Raw genomic sequence first — 18,836 nt, 5'->3', positions numbered from 1 at the left:
TGGGGTCGTCGTCATGGTCGACCCCCGTCGGCGACGAACGACGCCCCGCCCCCTCCCCCACGCGAAGGACGACGATGACGGTCCCCACCCCCCGGCCCGGCACGGTCACGATGTTCACGACGACCTGGTGCGGGTACTGCCGCAACCTCAAGAAGCAGATGACCTCCGCCGGCGTCGAGTTCACCGAGGTCGACATCGAGCGGACGCCCGACGCCGCCGCGCTGGTGGCCGAGGTCAACGGCGGCGACCAGGTGGTGCCCACCGTCCTGTTCGCGGACGGCTCGACGGCGACGAACCCCTCGCTCAGCGAGGTCCGCGCGCACCTGGCCGGCTGACACCCGCGCGGCGGCACACCGCGCGAGGAGCGCGGCGCCTCGGCTCAGCCGAGGAGCTCGCCGCCGTACCAGTCCTCGATGAGCGAGCGGGCGATCGAGCTGCGCATCGGCAGGTAGACGTCGCCCACCCGGACCGCCGCCGCGAGCTCGTCGCGCGTGAACAGGCGCAGCTCGGTGACCTCCTCGCCGTCCGGCCGCGCGTCCTCCACACCCTCGATCCGGGCGGTGTAGCCGAGCATGAGGGAGCACGGGAACGGCCACGGCTGCGAGCCCCGGTACTCCATGTCGACGACGCGCACGCCCGCCTCCTCCATGATCTCCCGGCGCACGGCCTCCTCGGCGGCCTCGCCCGACTCGACGTAGCCCGCGAGCGTGGAGAACCGGCCCGCGGGCCAGTGCGCGGCGTGACCGAGCAGGAGGCGGTCGCGGTCGTCGACGAGGGCGACGATGACGGCCGGGTCCGTGCGCGGGAAGTGCTGCTCCTCGTCGGTCGTGCAGCGCCGGACCCAGCCCGCCGCCTGCACCTCCGTCGGCTCCCCGCACCGCGGGCAGCGGGGGTGCCGGTGGTGCCAGGTCGACAGGGCGACGGCCGTCGTGGCGAGGCCCGCGTCCCGGTCGGACAGCGCGTCGCCGACGTCGCGCAGGTGGGCGAACTCCAGGCCGTGCACCGCCTCGACGAGCGCCGCGTCCTCGACGACCGGCACGCCGTCGAGGTCCCGCACGTCGCCCAGGTCGTCCGGAAGGTCGGCCGAGAGATAGGTGCCGTCGGCGTCCGCCCCGAGGAGGTGGATGCGCTCCGCGTCCCAGCCGATGCTCGGCAGCTGGCCGGGCGTGAGAAGGACCAGCGCGTCGCCGTCGACGGCGACCTCGCCGCGCCGCACGAGCAGCACCCTGGTGCCGGGCTCCTGACGGAGCCGGTCGTAGAGGCCGTCCTCGTTCCGCCGCTCCGCGGCCTGGTCGACGGTGGAGCGGGCGAGGGGCAGGTCGTCGAGCATCGGCATGGCCCCACGGTAGGCCCGAACCGACCCGGCCGGAGGGGCCCGACCGGAGAGCGTGGCCGGTCAGCCCCGCGAGCTGATCGTCGCCTGGCCGAGGACGCGGTCGCCCAGGTAGACCACCGCGCTCTGACCGGCGGCGACGCCCCGGATCGGCTCGCGCAGGTCGATGCCCAGGCGCTCGGCCCCGTGCTCGTCACGGTCGCGCGTGACCACGGCCGGGTGCGCCGCCCCGTGGGCGCGGATCTGCACGGCGGCCTCGGTGGGGACCTCGGCGGGGTGGTCGTCGGCGAGCCACACGACGTCGCCCGCCTCGATCCGCCGGGTGGAGAGCAGCTCGGCGGGACCGACGACGACGCGCGCGGTCGAGGTGTCGACGTCGAGCACGTAGCGCGGCCGGCCGTCCGCGGCGGGCCGCGTGAGGCCGAGACCCTTGCGCTGCCCCACCGTGTAGGCGTACGCGCCGTCGTGCTCGCCGAGGACCTCGCCGTCGGTGCCCACGATCTCGCCGGGCTGCTCACCGAGGCGGGAGCGCAGGAAGCCGGCGGTGTCGCCGTCGGCGACGAAGCAGATGTCGTAGGAGTCGGGCTTGGTGGCGACCGGCAGGCCCCGGGCCTCGGCCTCGGCGCGGACGTCGGCCTTCGCGCGCACGTCCCCGAGGGGGAACAGCGCGCGGCCGAGCCCCTCGCGGCCGGCGACGGCGAGCACGTAGCTCTGGTCCTTGTCCGGCTCGGCGGAGCGGAACAGCCGGGGCCCGGCGCCCGTGTGCTCGAGGCGCGCGTAGTGGCCGGTGGCGACGGCGTCGAAGCCGAGGGCCCGGCCGCGGTCGGCGAGGACGGAGAACTTCACGTGCTCGTTGCAGCGCACGCACGGGTTGGGCGTGCGGCCCGCCTGGTACTCCTCGAGGAAGTCCTTGACCACGAGGTCGTCGAACTGCTCGGACAGGTCCCACACGTAGTACGGGATGCCGAGGATGTCGGCCGCGCGGCGGGCGTCGGAGGCGTCCTCGATCGAGCAGCAGCCGCGGGAGCCGGACCGGTGCTCGGCGCGGTTGCGGGACAGCGCCATGTGGATGCCGACCACGTCGTGGCCGGCCTCGACGGCGCGGGCCGCGGCGACGGCGGAGTCGACCCCTCCGCTGAGGGCGGCGAGCACGCGCATGGGGATCCTTCCGGGTCGGTGGGCGCCAGCCATTGTCGCGCACCGCGGCCCGGGCAGCAGCGACTCAGGACGAGAGGGCGCCCACCGCCCGGGCGGACTCGGCCGCGCCGGGCAGTGCGCGGACGACGGCCACGACGTCGTCCGCGGTGGTGGTGCGTCCCATCGAGAGGCGCAGGCCGGTGCGCGCGTCGGCCTCGGACAGGCCCATGGCGAGCAGGACGTCGCTCGCACCGAGGACGCCGGTGGTGCAGGCCGCGCCCGGCGAGGCGTCGATCCCCGCGGCGTCGAGGGCGAGCAGGAGCGCGTCCGGGTCCGCGCCGGGGATCCGCACGTGCACGACGGCGGGGCTCACCTCCGCGCTCTCCGGCCGGTCCGGGTCGGGGCCGGTGACGACGAGTCCGGGGATCCGTGGCGCGATCCCGGACACGAGCTCGGCGCGCAGTGCGGACATCCGGGCGGCGTGCGCCTCACGCGTGGCCACCGCGTGCTCGACGGCGACGGCGAGCGCCGTGGCCCCCGCGACGTCGAGGGTGCCGGAACGGACCGAGCGCTGCTGGCCGCCACCGCCCCCGACCGGGGCCAGCTCCAGGTCACGCCGGGCGATGAGGGCACCCGTCCCCACCGGCGCGCCGATCTTCGGCCCGGCGATCGTGCACGCGTCGAGGTCGTCGGCGTGGAACCGGACGGGCAGGACGCCGAGCGCCTGGGAGGCGTCGGTGTGCACGGGCACGCCGCGCGGGCGCTCCCGGTCGGCCGCGGTGCGGGCGATCGTCACGAGCTCGCGGAGCGGCTGGACCACGCCGGTCTCGTGGCACACGGCGGTCACGGAGTACAGGGCCGGCGGGCAGGACAGGACCTCGCGGGCGGCGTCGAGGTCGAGCCGTCCGTCGGGGAGCACGGGGAGCTGGTGGGCGGCCGAGAGGCCGTCGTCCTCGAGGTGCCGGGCGGTGCTCAGCACGGAGGGGTGCTCGACCGCGGAGTGCGCCACGCAGCGCGGGGTCCTGCGGGCCAGGTGCGCGGCGCGCACCACGCCGGTCAACGCGAGGGTGTCGGCCTCCGTCGCGCCCGAGGTGAGGATCACCTCGGCGGCGTCCGCGTCCAGGGCCGCGGCGATCCGCTCGCGTGCCTCCTCCCAGCGGGCCCGGGCCGCGCGCCCCGCGGCGTGCCCGCTCGACGGGTTGCCCGGCGCCGCGACCTGCCGCGCCAGCTCGTCCGCGTGCGCGGCGGCGGCCTCCGGGAGGAGGTCGGTCGCGGCGGCGTGGTCGAGGTAGTGGCGCACGGTTCCCAGCGTAGGCAGCCCGTCGGGCCGGACCGCCCGCCCTGCTGAGGTTGGATGGGACCGTGAGTACCAGGAACTTCTCGGCGCCCACCCCACGCGCCGACGCCCCCCGCACCCCCGCCCCACGCACCACGGTCCCCCGGCTCTACGAGGAGGTCGGCGCGCAGCCGGTGCCCGCCCCGGCGTCGCGCCCGGACCGCCGCGGTGTGCACCTGGTCGGCGACGGCATCGACGTCGGCGTCTACTCCTCCCGGGCCACCCGGGTCGACCTGTGCCTCGTCGACGTCGCGCCCGACGGCAGCCTCACCGAGCGCCGCCACTCCCTGCGCGGCCCCGTCCACGGCGTCTGGCACGGGCACGTTCCCGGCGTCCGTGCCGGGCAGCGCTACGGCCTGCGCGTGCACGGCCCCTGGAGCCCGCCGCGCGGTCAGCGGCACAACCCGGCCAAGCTGCTCCTCGACCCGTACGCGCGCGGGATCGCCGGGACGACGCGGCTCACGCCGGCCGTCTACGCGCACGTGGTCGGCGAGGACCTCGCCCCGGTCGACGGCACCGGCTCGCCGGACCCGCGGGACTCGGCCGCTGACGTCGCGCACGCCGTCGTCGTCGACGACCGGTTCGACGGGGCGGTCCCGTCCCCGAGGACGCCGTGGCGCGACACGGTGATCTACGAGGCGCACGTCCGCGGCCTGACGATGACGCTCCCCGGCGTGCCGGACCGGCTGCGGGGCACCTACGCCGGTCTCGCGCACCCGGCGGCGATCGATCACCTGCGCTCGCTCGGCGTCACGGCGGTCGAGCTGCTGCCGATCCACGCGAAGATGGACGAGCCGCACCTGGTCGCCAAGGGCCTGACCAACTACTGGGGCTACAACACGCTGGGGTTCCTCGCGCCCGAGCCCTCCTACGCGACCGCCGCCGCGCGTGCCGCCGGCCCGGCCGCCGTGCTCGCCGAGGTCAAGGGCATGGTCGCGCTGCTGCATGCGGCGGGCATCGAGGTCCTCCTCGACGTCGTCTACAACCACACCTGCGAGGGCGGGGTCGCCGGGCCGAGCGTGTCCTGGCGCGGGCTCGACTCGTCGGGCTACTACCTGCACGACGACCACGACCGCGGGCGCATGCTCGACATGACCGGGTGCGGCAACACCCTCGACCCCAGGCGTACCGAGGTCGTCCGCATGGTCCTGGACTCGCTGCGGTACTGGGTGAGCGAGGTCGGCGTCGACGGCTTCCGCTACGACCTCGCGGTCACGCTCGGGCGCAACGCCGACCAGTTCACGGCCTACCACCCGCTCCTGGTGGCCCTGGCGACGGACCCGGTGCTGCGCGAGGTCAAGCACGTCGCGGAGCCCTGGGACCTCGGCCCGGACGGGTGGCGGACGGGCCAGTTCGCCGCCCCCGTCGCGGAGTGGAACGACCGCTTCCGCGACGCCGTACGCACGTTCTGGCTGGCCGACCCCGGCGCCGCCGCGAAGGGCGGGAGCGGCCGCGACCTGCGGGACCTCGCGACCCGGCTGTCCGGGTCGGCCGACATGTTCGGGTACGGGCAGGTGCCGGGCGGGCGCGGACCGCACGCATCGATCAGCTACGTCACCGCGCACGACGGATTCACCCTCGCCGACCTCGTCGCCTACGAGCACAAGGACAACTCCGCCAACCTCGAGGACAACCGGGACGGGACGGTCGACAACCGGTCGTGGAACCACGGGGCCGAGGGGCCCGTGCCGAGCGACTCCCCGGCCGCCGACGTCCTCCCGCTCAGGCGCCGCTCGATCCGCAACCTCCTGGGCACGCTGCTGCTCTCGCCCGGGACGCCCATGCTCACGGCCGGCGACGAGATCGGACGCACGCAGCGCGGGAACAACAACTCATACTCGCAGGACAACGCGATGTCCTACCTCGACTGGAACCTTGGTCGATGGCGGGAGGACCTCCTCGCGACCACCCGGCACCTGCTTCGACTGCGACGCGAGCAGCCGGTCCTGCGCCCCGAGCGCTTCTACACCGGGCGCGTCGCGGACGGCGACCGGGTGCCCGACCTGGCCTGGCTCGACGCCGACGCCCGGGAGATGGGCGCGCACCGCTGGCACGACCCGCGTGTCCGGGTCCTGCAGATGCTGCGCTCGGGCGGCGGTGGGCACGCGGACGTCCTCGTGGTGCTGTCGAGCTCGCTCGACTACGAGTCGGTGCGGCTCCCCGAGGGGCGCGGCGTCGACCTCGAGCTCGCCTGGAGCTCGGAGTGGGAGTCCCCCTCGTACGCCGAGGCCGAGCAGGACCGCGACCCGTGGTCGCTGACTGCAGCGCCCGGCGAGGTCGTGCTGCTCGCCCCGCTGTCCATGCGCCTCTACCTGGCGGGCGGGGAGCGGACCGGGCCCGCCGGCGACGGATGACCCGTCGCCCGTGACCCGGGTCACCGTTGCTACGCTGGGCCCACAGACAGCCTCCGGCGACGACGCCGGTCGCCCGGTGCGTCCGCACCGGCGCGGGCAGGGCACGACGGAACGAGGACGCATGGACGCGTGGACGTACGAGGGGCACGCCGGGCAGGTCGCCGCACGGGTGTGGCGGGGGGTCGACCACCCCCGCTACGTGGCCGTGCTGGTCCACGGCTACGGGGAGCACATCGGCCGGTACGAGTGGGTCGCCGCCACCCTGGGAGCGCACGGGGCCGTCGTCTACGGGCTCGACCACGCGGGACACGGGCAGAGCGAGGGCGAGCGGGTGCTCGTGCGCGACTACGACGACGTGGTGGCCGACCTCCACCAGCTCGTCTCCTCCGCGCGGGCCGACCACCCGGACGTCCCCGTGATCATGATCGGGCACTCCATGGGCGGTCTCATCGCCACCCGGTACGCGCAGCTCCACGCCGCCGAGCTCACCGCCCTCGTCCTGTCCGGCCCCGTGCTCGGCAGCTGGGCCGTCGTCGACGACCTCCTCCCCCAGGACCCGATCCCGCCGACCCCGATCGACCCCGGGACGCTCTCCCGGGACCCCGAGATCGGGCGCATCTACGCCGACGACCCCCTCGTGTGGCACGGCGACTTCAGGCGGGAGACCCTCGAGGCGCTGAACACCGCGATGGCCCGGATCACCGAGCACGGATCGCTCGGCGACCTCCCGGTGCTGTACCTGCACGGCGAGGACGACCGGCTGGTGCCCATCGGGCCGAGCCAGGCGGGCGTGGCGGCCGTCGCCGGGCCGGCCACCGAGAGCGGCACCTACCCGGGCGCACAGCACGAGATCTTCAACGAGACGAACAAGGAGGAGGTCCTTCGCGACGTCACCGCGTTCGTGGACCGCGTCCTACCCGGCTGAGCGCCGGCGGCCCGCGGACCCACCGCCGGGCCGCCGCGCCGGAGCGCCTAGTCTGAGCCCGTGACCGACACGATCGACGAGCTCTCCACCACCGATTCCGCCAGCCTCGCCCGCTCCCAGTCGCGCAGCGACGCGATCGAGGCCGACCTCGCGGAGCACCCCGAGCGGTACCGCGTGCTCACGGGCGACCGCCCCACGGGTCAGCTGCACATCGGGCACTACTTCGGTTCGCTGGCGAACCGGGTGCGCCTGCAGGACCTCGGCGTGGAGTCCTACGTGCTGGTGGCGGACTACCAGGTGATCTACGACCGGGACGGCGTCGGCGACCTCAAGGACAACGTGCTCTCCGCGCTCGCGGACTACCTCGCCGTCGGCATCGACCCCGCCCGCTCGACGATCTTCACGCACTCGAGCGTGACGGCGCTCAACCAGCTCCTGCTCCCGTTCCTCTCGCTCGTCACCGACGCCGAGCTGCGCCGCAACCCCACGGTCAAGGACGAGCTCGCCGGGTCCTCCCGGCCGATGTCCGGGCTCATGCTCACGTTCCCCGTGCACCAGGCGGCCGACATCCTGTTCTGCCGGGCGAACCTCGTGCCGGTGGGCAAGGACCAGCTCCCCCACATCGAGCTCACGCGCCTCGTCGCCCGCCGGTTCGACGAGCGCTACGGCCGGGTCGATCCCGAGCGGCCCATCTTCCCGCAGGCCGACGCGCTGCTCTCCCCCGCCCCCCTCCTGCTCGGCATGGACGGCGCGAAGATGAGCAAGTCCAAGGGCAACACGATCGAGATCGGGATGGACGCCGACACCACGGCGCGGATCATCAAGAAGGCCGTCACCGACGCCGACCGGCACATCACGTTCGACCCCGCGGGACGGCCGGAGGTCTCCAACCTCGTCCAGCTGGCCGCGCTGTGCCTGGGCCGGGACCCGGTCGACGTGGCCGAGGAGCTGGGCGACGCGGGCGGTGGCGGCCTGAAGAAGCTCGTGACGGAGGCGGTCAACGACCACTTCGGGCCGATCCGCGAGCGCCGCACGACCTATGCGGCCGACCCTGCCCAGCTCAGCCAGATCCTGCGTGAGGGAAACGAGCGGGCGAGCGCCGTCGCCGAGGCCACCCTGGCCGACGTCCGCGCCGCGATGCAGATGGACTACTGACCGACCACCTGCTCGGGCCTTCTCGGCCCGGACGACCGAGCCCGTCAGTGCCTGCAGACGCACGCACCGACGGGCTCGGTCGTGAGTGAGGCAGGACCCCGCTCACCCGCGGAAAAATCCCCTCACTCGTCGAAGGAGGTGGTCAGCCCTGGGCGGAGGCCGCGAGACCGAGCTCGGTGACGCCGTCGAGCAGGCGGTGCTGCGGGACGACCCGGACCGAGTAGCCGAACGAGCCGGCGTGGTCCAGCGTGACGTCGCCGGCGAACGTGTGGCGCCCGTCGACGCTGCCCTCGTGCGCCAGCGGCGTCACGGTGAGGTCGCCCAGCTCGTCGGAGTCGTCGACCCGGCCGGAGACCACCTGCACCTGGACGTCCTCCGGCGCGAGGTCGCCCAGCGCGACCGCGGTCGTCACGCTGATCGAGTCGCCGACCTTGACGACGTCCGGGAAGTCGTGGGCGTCGACCGTGTCGACCCGGACGGACGCCCACGCGGTGCGCACGCGGCGCTTCCACGTGGCGAGCTCCTTGGCGCCCTCGAACCGGTCGGTGCCGTTCAGCGCACGGCCGGCCACGGCGACCGGCGTGTAGAGCTGCTCGACGTAGTCGCGCAGCATGCGCGTGGCCTGCACCTTCGGCCCGAGCGTGGACAGGGTGTGCCGCACCTGCTCCATCCAGTGCGCGGGCACGCCGTCCTCGTCCCGGTCGTAGAACCGGGGCACGACGACGTTCTCGAGCAGGTCGTACAGCGCGGCGGCCTCGAGGGTGTCGCGGTGCTCGGTGTCCTCGACGCCGTCCGCGGTGGGGATCGCCCAGCCGTTGACGCCGTCGAACATCTCGTCCCACCAGCCGTCGAGGATCGACAGGTTGAGCGCGCCGTTGATCGCGCACTTCATGCCCGAGGTCCCCGACGCCTCGAGCGGACGCAGCGGGTTGTTGAGCCACACGTCGCAGCCGGGCATGAGCGTGCCCGCCATGGCGATGTCGTAGTTCGGGAGGAACACGAGCCGGTCGCGCACGCCCGCCTGGTCGGCGAAGGTGACGAACTGCTGGATGAGGCCGACGCCGGGCTCGTCGTCGGGGTGGGACTTGCCCGCCACGACGATCTGGATCGGGCGCTCCGGGTCGGTGAGCAGGCGCGTGAGGCGCTCGGGATCCTTGAGCATGAGGGTGAGGCGCTTGTAGGTCGGCACGCGGCGCGCGAACCCGATCGTCAGGACGTCCGGGTCGAGCGCGTCGGCGGTCCAGCCGAGCTCGGCCGGCGACGCACCGCGGTCGAGCCACGACTTGCGCAGCCGCTCGCGGGCGGAGTCGACGAGCTTGCGGCGCAGCTCGTTGCGGGTCTGCCACAGCTCGAGGTCGGAGAACCCGCCCTCGGCCTCGGTCCGCTCCCAGCCCTCGCCGAAGGTGAGCGAGCGCTCGCCGAGACGCTCCGTCGCCCGCTCCGCGAACAGCGGGTCCACCCACGTGGGCCCGTGGACGCCGTTGGTCACCGAGGTGATCGGCACCTCGGTGACGTCGAACCCCGGCCACAGGTGGGCGAACATGCCGCGGGAGACCGAGCCGTGCAGCTCGGCCACGCCGTTGGCCATGCGCGCCACGCGCAGGCCCATGACCGCCATGTTGAAGACCTCGGGGTTGCCGCCCTCGAAGTCCTCGGCGCCCAGGGCGAGGATCTCCTCCAGCCCGACGCCGGGGATGGCCACCTCGCCGCCGAAGTACCGGGAGACGAGCTCGCGGGAGAACCGGTCGATGCCGGCGGGGACGGGCGTGTGCGTGGTGAACACGGTCGCCGCCCGGACCGACTCCAGGGCGGCGCCGAGGTCCAACCCCTCGCCCTGGACGTGCTCGCGGATGCGCTCGACCGAGAGGAACCCGGCGTGGCCCTCGTTGCAGTGGTAGACCTCCGGCGCCGGCGCACCGGTGAGGCGTGAGTACAGGCGGACGGCGCGCACGCCGCCCATGCCCAGGAGCAGCTCCTGCTCGAGCCGGTGCTCGGCGGAGCCCCCGTAGAGCCGGTCGGTGACCTTGCGCTCGCGCTCGTCGTTGTCGGGCACGTCGGAGTCCAGCAGGAGCAGCGGCACGCGGCCGACCTGGGCGACCCACACCTGGGCGCGCAGCGTGCGGCCGCCGGGCAGCGCCAGCTCGACCCGCGACGGTGTGCCGTCCGGCTCGCGAAGGAGCGCGAGCGGCAGGTTGTCCGGGTCGACCAGCGGGTAGGTCTCGTGCTGCCAGCCCTCGCGGGTGAGCGACTGCTTGAAGTAGCCGGCGCCGTACAGCAGCCCGACGCCGACGATCGGCACGCCCAGGTCGGAGGCGGACTTCAGGTGGTCCCCGGCGAGGATGCCGAGGCCGCCGGAGTACTGGGGCAGCACGGAGGTGATGCCGTACTCGGCGGAGAAGTAGGCGACCGCGGCCGGCCGGTCCGCCGGGCCCTCGGTCTGGTACCAGCGGGGCTCGGTCATGTAGGTCGCCAGGTCGGCATCGAGCTCGCGCACGCGCGCGACCACGTCCGGGTCGGCGGCGAGCTCGTCGAGCCGGGTGCGCGGGAGCGCGCCGAGGAGCCGGATCGGGTCCTCGTGCACCTCCGTCCACGCCTCGGGGTCGAACGACTCGAACAGGGCGCGGGTCGGTTCGTGCCAGGACCAGCGCAGGTTCGTCGCGAGGGTGTCGAGAGGCGCGAGCGCCTCGGGGAGGACGGTGCGGACCGTGAAACGGCGGATGGCTCTCACGCGGGCGAGCCTAGCCGGTCCGTTGTCGGGTTTCTGTCATGTTGCAGGCCCGGCCCGGCGGGTCCCCGCCGACGCCCGGGTCAGCGGCCCGGACGTCGTTCGGGCCGCGGACGTCCGGGCGACTCGGTAGGTTGGCGGACGTGAGCCACACGCAGCCACCCGAGTCCACGCGCACCCCCGGACGGGCCGCCCCGCTGACCCCCTGGCCCGCCTCGGCCCGACCACCCGCACCGGCGGCGTTCGCCCCCGTCGGGCGCATACCCGTCGTCGAGGTCGCCCCCGTGATCGAGGACGGCCGCTGGCCCGCGAAGGCGACCGCCGGCGAGGCGCTGCCCATCTCCGCGACCGTCTTCCGCGAGGGGCACGACCTGCTCGGGGCGACCGCCGTGCTGCTGCGGCCCGACGGCTCCGTGCACTCGAGCGCCCGCATGGTCGACGTCGCGCCCGGGCTCGACCGTCTCGAGGCGTGGCTGACGCCCGACACGCCCGGCGACTGGTCCTTCCGCATCGAGGCCTGGTCGGACCCCGTGGGGACCTGGATCCACGACGCCGAGGTGAAGATCGAGGCCGACGTCGACGTCGATCTCATGCTCGCCGAGGGCGCGATCGTGCTCACGCGTGCCGCCGAGCTCGAGCGCCCCGCCGCCGACCGCGACCTCCTGCTCGCCGCCGCGGCCGTGCTCGCCGACGAGACCCTCGCCCCCGGCGAGCGGATGGTGCGCGCGACATCCGAGGACGTGCGGTCCCTGCTCGAGCGGGCCCCGCTGCGGGACGCGCTCTCGCCGTCGGCGACCTACCCGCTGCAGGTCGACCGCCTCAAGGCCCTCTACGGGTCCTGGTACGAGATCTTCCCGCGCTCGACGGGCGCCTACCGCGACCCCGTGACCGGGCAGATGGTCTCCGGCACGCTGCGCACGGCCGCCGAGGACCTGCCGCGCATCGCCGACCTGGGCTTCGACGTCGTCTACCTCACCCCGGTCCACCCGATCGGCACGACGAACCGCAAGGGCCGCAACAACACCCTCGGCGCCGAGCCGGGGGACCCCGGCTCCCCGTACGGCATCGGCTCGCCCGAGGGCGGGCACGACGCCATCCACCCGGAGCTCGGGACCTTCGACGACTTCGACCACTTCGTCGACCGGGCGCGCGGTCTCGGCATGGAGGTCGCCCTCGACGTGGCGCTCCAGGCGTCCCCGGACCACCCGTGGGTCACGGAGCACCCCGAGTGGTTCACGACGCGGGCGGACGGGTCGATCGCCTTCGCGGAGAACCCGCCGAAGAAGTACCAGGACATCTACCCGCTGAACTTCGACAACGACCCCGAGGGCATCTACTCGGCGGTGCGCGACGTGCTGCAGACGTGGGTCGACCACGGGGTCACCATGTTCCGGGTCGACAACCCGCACACGAAGCCGCTGGACTTCTGGCACCGCATCCTCACCGACTTCCGGGCGCGGCACCCCGAGGTCGTCTTCCTCGCCGAGGCCTTCACCCGGCCGGCGATGATGCGCACCCTCGGCGCCATCGGCTTCCACCAGAGCTACACGTACTTCACGTGGCGCAACACGAAGGAGGAGCTCGGCGACTACCTCCTCGAGGTCGCGCACGAGACCGACACCCACATGCGGCCGGCGTTCTGGCCGACCACCCACGACATCCTCACGCCGTACATGCAGCAGGGCGGTGCGGCCGCGTTCGCCGTCCGCGCGGTGCTCGCCGCGACCGGATCGCCCACGTGGGGCATCTACTCGGGGTACGAGCTGATCGAGAACGTGCCGCGCCCCGGGGCGGAGGAGCAGGTCGACAACGAGAAGTACGAGCTCAAGGCCCGGGACCACTCCCAGGACGAGGTCCGCGGGATCGCCCCGCTGCTGCGCAAGCTCAACGTCGCCCGCCGGGCGCACCCGGCGCTGCAGCGGCTGCGCAACGTGGCCCTGCACGCCACGACGAGCGACCAGATCCTCGCGTTCTCCCGCCACCTGCCGGCGGACCAGTCACCCACCGGGCACGAGGACACCGTCATCGTCGTGGCCAACCTCGACCCGTTCACCACGCGCGACGGCCTCGTCCATCTCGACCTGGCCGCGATCGGCATCGACGTGCCGACGGGAGCAGGACCCGAGCAGCACGTCCTCACGGTCCGCGACGAGCTCGACGGCGCCGTCTACGAGTGGGGCGCCAGCCCGTACGTGCGACTCACGCCGTCCGAGCGCACCGCCCACGTGCTGACGGTGCTGCGATGAGCGCGCCGACGATCCCCGACCTGCCCGAGGACGCGCCCGCCGCTACGCGGCCGGGCCTGTCCGACGACCCGGAGTGGTACCGGACCGCGGTGTTCTACGAGGTCTACGTCAAGACGTTCTCCGACAGCACGGCGGACGGCACGGGCGACTTCCGCGGGCTGACCTCGCGCCTGGACTACCTCCAGTGGCTGGGCATCGACTGCCTGTGGGTCCCGCCGTTCTACCCCTCGCCGCAGCGCGACGGCGGTTACGACGTCGCCGACTTCACCGCCGTCGACCCGCAGTACGGCTCGCTGGACGACTTCGACGAGTTCGTCTCCGAGGCGCACGCCCGCGGGATCCGGGTCCTCATCGACGTCGTCGCCAACCACACGTCCGACGCCCACCCCTGGTTCCAGGCCTCGCGGAACAACCCCGACGGCCCGTACGGCGACTTCTACGTGTGGAGCGACACCAACGAGCGGTACTCCGGCGCGCGGATCATCTTCGTCGACACGGAGGAGTCGAACTGGACGTTCGACACCGTGCGCCGCCAGTACTTCTGGCACCGGTTCTTCTCCCACCAGCCGGACCTCAACTACGAGAACCCGGCGGTGCAGGAGGCGATCTTCGACGTCGTGCGGTTCTGGGCGCGCCGCGGGGTCGACGGGTTCCGGCTCGACGCCGTGCCCTACCTGTTCGAGGAGGAGGGGACGAACTGCGAGAACCTCCCGGCCACCCACGCGTTCCTCGCCCGGCTGCGGGCGATGATCGACGACGAGTTCCCCGGCACGCTCGTCCTCGCCGAGGCGAACCAGTGGCCCGAGGACGTCGTGGACTACTACGGCACGCCCGAGGCGCCCGAGTGCCACATGTGCTTCCACTTCCCCGTCATGCCGCGCATCTTCTACGCGCTGCGCGACCAGCGGGCGTCGGCGATCCGGGACATCCTCGCCGCCACCCCCGACCTGCCCCAGGGCGCCCAGTGGGCGACGTTCCTGCGCAACCACGACGAGCTCACGCTCGAGATGGTGAGCACCGAGGAGCGCGCCGCCATGTACGGCTGGTACGCGGAGGACCCGCGCATGCGGGCGAACGTCGGCATCCGTCGCCGCCTCGCGCCGCTGCTGGGCCACTCCCGCGCCGAGCTCGAGCTCGCGAACGCGCTCCTGCTGTCCCTGCCCGGGTCGCCGTACCTGTACTACGGGGACGAGATCGGGATGGGGGACAACATCTGGTTGAACGACCGCGACGGCGTGCGCACGCCCATGCAGTGGACGCCGGACCGCAACGCGGGCTTCTCCACCGCCCAGGACCCGGGCCGGCTCTACCTGCCCGTCGTCCAGTCGCTCGTGAGCACGTACACGGCGGTCAACGTCGAGTCCCAGCTCGCCCAGCCCACCTCGCTGCTGCACTGGGTGCGCGGCATGCTGGAGGTGCGGCGCCGCTACCCCGTGTTCGGCGACGGCGACTTCGTGCCCCGCGACGTCGACAACGAGGCGGTGCTCGCGTTCACGCGGTCGAACGTCGCCACCACGGTGCTGTGCGTGTCCAACCTCGCCAACACCCCGCGCACGGCCCGGGTCGACGTGCCCGAGCACGCGGGCTGGGAGGCGACCGACGTGTTCGGCGGCGCCCGGTTCCCGGCGGTCGGCCCGGACGGCACGCTCGAGCTCACGCTCGGCTCGCGCGACTTCTTCTGGCTCGAGCTCACGCGTCCCGGGACGGTGCCGACGGCGCCGCTGGAGGGGCGCACGGACACGGCGCACGCGGACTTCCAGGGCCCGCCGAGCGTGGCCACCGGCCCGTCGTACCCGGGCTCGGGCGTCCGTACGGCCCCGACGACCCCGGCGATGCCCACCCGTCGGCCGACGACCGGGATGTTCCCCGGCCTCGACGCCGGGATCGCGGCGGGGCCCACGCCACCCCTGCCCGAGGACCGCTCCGAGCTCTCCCCCGTCGAGGAGGCGGTCGCCGCCCGCGACCAGGCCACGGACCCTGGCTCCGAACCCGAGGACCCGAAGGACACCTGATGCCGACCGTCTCCCCCGCGTTCGACGACTTCCTCCCCCGATGGGTCGCGCGCCAGCGGTGGTACCGCGGCTCCGCCGACCCGAGGCTCACCCGGGTCGGCGGGGCGCGCCTGGAGGACCCGGCCGGCGAGGTCGGGGTGGAGTGGTGGATGCTGCGCGACGACGCCGAGGAGCCGGTCGTCTACCTCGTGCCGCTGACCTACCGCGGCGCCCCGCTGGCCGACGACTCCGGCCTCGTCGAGGTCGTCGAGCACTCCGAGCTCGGCACCCGGTGGATCTACGACGCCCCTGCGGACCCCCTGTTCGGCCGGCTCGCGCTGAGCGCGGTGGCCGGCACCGCCGAGGTCGAGGGCCTGGGCGCCGAGCCCGGCGAGACCTCCGCGCTGCCCGCCGGGGACAGCCGGCCGCTGACCGGCGAGCAGTCCAACTCCTCCCTCGTCGTCGACCCGGCGCCGGGCCAGGACGCGTCCCCGGTCATCGTCAAGATCTTCCGCGTGCTCGACGCCGGGGACAACCCCGACGCCGAGCTCACCGGCGCCCTCTCGCGCGCCGGCTCGACGACCGTCCCCGGGGTCGTCGGCGCCCTGAGGGGCACGTGGCAGGACGACGGGGCCCCCGCGTCGGGGCACCTTGCCGTCGCCACGGAGTACCTGGCCGGGGCGAGCGACGCCTGGGAGGTGGCCGTCGAGGCCGCCCGGTCGGGCACCGACTTCACCGCGCGCGCCCGCGCGCTCGGTGCGACCGTCGGCGAGATCCACGCGCGGCTGTTCACCCTCGGCACCGCCGTCCCGGGCTCGGAGGCACGCCGGGCGCTGACCGCCCAGGTCGAGGAGCGGCTGCGCCGGGCCGGAGCGGCCGCCGCGGAGGTCGGTGGGCGCGCCGAGCGCGTGCGGGAGGTCGTCGGCCACGGCGTCGAGGCGGCCTGGCCCGTGCTCCAGCGCATCCACGGCGACCTGCACCTCGGTCAGGTCCTCGACGTGCCCGGACGCGGCTGGGTCGTGCTCGACTTCGAGGGCGAGCCGCTGCGGTCGCTGACGGAGCGCCGGCTGCCGGACATCCCCGAGCGCGACGTCGCCGGGATGCTGCGCTCCTTCGACTACGCGGCCGGCACCGCGCGGGCGGGCGGCGCCGACCCGGCCGCCACCCGCGCGTGGGCCACCGCCGCGCGCCGTTCCTTCGTCGCCGGGTGGGAGTCCGTCGCCGGGCGCTCCGTGCGCGGCCCGCTCCTCGACACCGCCGAGGTCGCCAAGGCGCTGTACGAGATCGACTACGAGGCGCGCTACCGGCCCGACTGGCTGGGCGTGCCGCTCGACGGCCTGCGCGCCCTGCTCGCCGACCGCGGCGCGGGAAGCGCCGCCGTGGGGAACAATGGGTCCATGAGCGCCGAACCAGCCGCCGTCCACGCCGACGTGCTCACCGCGGTCGCCGACGGCACGCACCACGACCCGCACTCGGTGCTCGGCGCCCACCCGGGCGCCGAGGGCGTGACGATCCGGGCGCTCGCGCACCTGGCCGAGGCCGTCACGGTGGTCACCACCGAGGGCCGCTTCCCGGCCGAGCACGAGCACGGCGGCATCTGGACCGTCGTGCTCCCGACCGTCTCGGTCCCGGACTACCGGCTCGAGGTCACCTACGACGGCCGGACGACGACCGTCGACGACCCCTACCGGTTCCTGCCCACGATCGGCGAGGTCGATCTCCACCTCATCGGCGAGGGCCGGCACGAGACCCTGTGGACCGCGCTCGGCGCGCACGTCCGCACGTTCCCCTCCGTCCTCGGTGAGGTCTCCGGCGTCTCCTTCACGGTGTGGGCGCCCAACGCCCGCGCCGTGCGCGTGGTCGGCGACCACAACGGCTGGGAGGGCCGCCGCCACGCCATGCGCTCGCTGGGCGGCTCCGGCGTGTGGGAGCTCTTCGTCCCCGGGGTCGGCGCCGGGCAGCGGTACAAGTTCCAGATCCGCACCCCCGAGGGGCACTGGGTCGACAAGGCCGACCCGATGGCCCGCCGGGCCGAGGTGCCGCCGAGCACGGCGTCCGTCGTCGAGACCTCCTCCTACGTGTGGGGCGACGAGGCGTGGATGGCCGACCGCGCCGCCACCGACCCGCACGCCGGGCCGATCTCGATCTACGAGGTGCACCTGCCGTCGTGGCGGCCGGGGCTGAGCTACGTCGAGCTCGCCGACGAGCTCGTGACGCACGTGAAGTACCTCGGCTTCACGCACGTCGAGCTCATGCCCGTGGCCGAGCACCCGTTCGGCGGCTCCTGGGGCTACCAGGTCACCGGGTACTACGCCGCGACGTCACGCCTCGGCTCGCCGGACGAGCTCCGGTTCCTCATCGACACCCTCCACCGGGAGGGCATCGGCGTCATCGTCGACTGGGTGCCGGCGCACTTCCCCAAGGACTCCTTCGCGCTCGCCCGCTTCGACGGGACCGCCCTGTACGAGGATCCGGACCCGCTGCGCGGTGAGCAGCCCGACTGGGGCACCTACGTCTTCAACTACGGCCGCCGCGAGGTGCGCAACTTCCTCGTCGCCAACGCCACCTACTGGCTCGAGGAGTTCCACGTCGATGGCCTGCGGGTGGACGCCGTCGCGTCGATGCTCTACCTCGACTACTCCCGCGAGCCCGGCCGGTGGCGGCCCAACGCCCGCGGCGGGCGCGAGAACCTCGAGGCGATCAGCTTCCTCCAGGAGACCAACGCGACCGCCTACCGGCGCTCGCCGGGGGTGATGATGATCGCCGAGGAGTCCACCGCGTGGCCCGGCATCACGGCGATGACCTCCGCCGGCGGCATCGGGTTCGGCCTCAAGTGGAACATGGGCTGGATGAACGACACCCTCCGCTACCTCGCGGAGGAGCCGATCAACCGCCGGTACCACCACGGCGAGCTCACCTTCTCGATGGTCTACGCCTACTCGGAGCAGTTCATCCTGCCGATCAGCCACGACGAGGTCGTGCACGGCAAGGGGTCGCTGCTGGCGAAGATGCCGGGCGACTACTGGCAGCAACGGGCCGGCGTCCGCGCCCTGCTCGGCTACCAGTGGTCGCACCCGGGCAAGCAGCTGCTGTTCATGGGTCAGGAGTTCGCGCAGGGCACCGAGTGGAACGAGGGCGCCGGCCTGGACTGGGCCCAGGCCCAGCAGCCCGAGCACGACGCGATCGTGCAGCTCGTCCACGAGCTCAACACCGTCTACCGTGAGCGGCCGGCCATGTGGTCGCAGGACTTCCGCCCGGAGGGCTTCGAGTGGATCGAGGCCGGCGACGGCGACCACAACGTGCTGACCTACCTGCGTCGCTCGGTCGACGGCGACGACCACGTGATGGTCGTCGTCAACTTCGCCGGCACCGCCCACGAGGGCTACCGGGTGGGCGTCCCCGACGCGGTGCCCGGCAGCTCGCGGTGGCGCGAGATCCTCAACACCGACGACGAGCGCTTCGGCGGCTCGGGGATCATCAACACCGGCGACCAGGTCGCGCGCGACGTCCCCTGGAACGGGCGATCGAGGTCGATCACGCTGCGGGTGCCGGCCCTGTCCGCGATCTGGCTCGAGCCGGTCGGCGAGCAGCTGCCGCCGAAGGAGTGACCCGGCGCTCGCCCGACGTCGTCGGG

11 protein-coding genes are annotated in these 18,836 nt (G+C 73.8%); 7 read left to right on the top strand and 4 right to left on the bottom strand.

What is annotated here, in order from left to right; all coding sequences use genetic code 11:
- Positions 1-74 precede the first annotated feature (74 nt).
- Positions 75-335, top strand: a complete 261-nt coding sequence (locus tag ACZLKG_RS04215; protein ID WP_425707906.1) for a mycoredoxin — start codon at positions 75-77, stop codon at positions 333-335.
- Between the two features lie 44 nt (positions 336-379).
- Here ACZLKG_RS04215 and nudC read toward each other — a convergent pair whose 3' ends face one another.
- The 3 genes from nudC to ACZLKG_RS04200 all read right to left on the bottom strand — a co-directional run bounded on the left by nudC (position 380) and on the right by ACZLKG_RS04200 (position 3,770).
- A complete protein-coding gene (nudC, locus tag ACZLKG_RS04210; protein WP_425707905.1) occupies positions 380-1,336 on the bottom strand; it encodes an NAD(+) diphosphatase in 957 nt (318 codons plus the stop codon).
- A gap of 60 nt (positions 1,337-1,396) precedes the next feature.
- Positions 1,397-2,491, bottom strand: coding sequence for a tRNA 2-thiouridine(34) synthase MnmA (mnmA, locus tag ACZLKG_RS04205; protein WP_425707904.1), 1,095 nt, complete (start codon positions 2,489-2,491; stop codon positions 1,397-1,399).
- A 64-nt stretch (positions 2,492-2,555) separates the two neighbouring features.
- Positions 2,556-3,770: a cysteine desulfurase family protein gene (locus ACZLKG_RS04200; protein ID WP_463648043.1), complete on the bottom strand. Its 1,215-nt coding sequence runs from the start codon at positions 3,768-3,770 to the stop codon at positions 2,556-2,558.
- Positions 3,771-3,940: 170 nt separating this feature from the next.
- Here ACZLKG_RS04200 and glgX point away from each other — a divergent pair, with 170 nt between their 5' ends.
- The 3 genes from glgX (at position 3,941) to trpS (ending at position 8,240) form a co-directional block, all read left to right on the top strand.
- A complete protein-coding gene (glgX, locus tag ACZLKG_RS04195; protein WP_463648079.1) occupies positions 3,941-6,160 on the top strand; it encodes a glycogen debranching protein GlgX in 2,220 nt (739 codons plus the stop codon).
- A 121-nt stretch (positions 6,161-6,281) separates the two neighbouring features.
- Positions 6,282-7,085, top strand: a complete 804-nt coding sequence (locus ACZLKG_RS04190; protein ID WP_425707901.1) for an alpha/beta hydrolase — start codon at positions 6,282-6,284, stop codon at positions 7,083-7,085.
- Positions 7,086-7,145: 60 nt separating this feature from the next.
- Positions 7,146-8,240: a tryptophan--tRNA ligase gene (gene trpS, locus ACZLKG_RS04185; protein WP_425707900.1), complete on the top strand. Its 1,095-nt coding sequence runs from the start codon at positions 7,146-7,148 to the stop codon at positions 8,238-8,240.
- Positions 8,241-8,382: 142 nt separating this feature from the next.
- On the opposite strand, the gene glgP is transcribed toward trpS, so the two are convergent.
- Positions 8,383-10,968 (bottom strand): alpha-glucan family phosphorylase, encoded by a 2,586-nt coding sequence (glgP, locus tag ACZLKG_RS04180; RefSeq protein ID WP_463648042.1) that lies wholly within the window; start codon positions 10,966-10,968, stop codon positions 8,383-8,385.
- 38 nt (positions 10,969-11,006) lie between these two features.
- Here glgP and ACZLKG_RS04175 point away from each other — a divergent pair, with 38 nt between their 5' ends.
- The 3 genes from ACZLKG_RS04175 to glgB are packed head-to-tail and all read left to right on the top strand — an operon-like array spanning position 11,007 to position 18,810.
- Positions 11,007-13,211, top strand: coding sequence for an alpha-1,4-glucan--maltose-1-phosphate maltosyltransferase (locus ACZLKG_RS04175; RefSeq protein ID WP_463648041.1), 2,205 nt, complete (start codon positions 11,007-11,009; stop codon positions 13,209-13,211).
- Positions 13,208-15,223 (top strand): maltose alpha-D-glucosyltransferase, encoded by a 2,016-nt coding sequence (gene treS, locus ACZLKG_RS04170; RefSeq protein ID WP_425707897.1) that lies wholly within the window; start codon positions 13,208-13,210, stop codon positions 15,221-15,223. Before ACZLKG_RS04175 ends, treS begins: the two co-directional genes overlap by 4 nt.
- Complete coding sequence (gene glgB / locus ACZLKG_RS04165; protein ID WP_463648040.1) at positions 15,223-18,810, top strand: 1,4-alpha-glucan branching protein GlgB; 3,588 nt, start codon at positions 15,223-15,225, stop codon at positions 18,808-18,810. The genes treS and glgB overlap by 1 nt, the downstream gene beginning before the upstream one ends.
- Positions 18,811-18,836 lie beyond the last annotated feature (26 nt).

Source organism: Georgenia sp. Z2081, assembly GCF_055326445.1.
The sequence above is the reverse complement of the archived record's forward strand: the minus strand, read 5'-3'. Positions and strand labels throughout refer to the sequence as shown.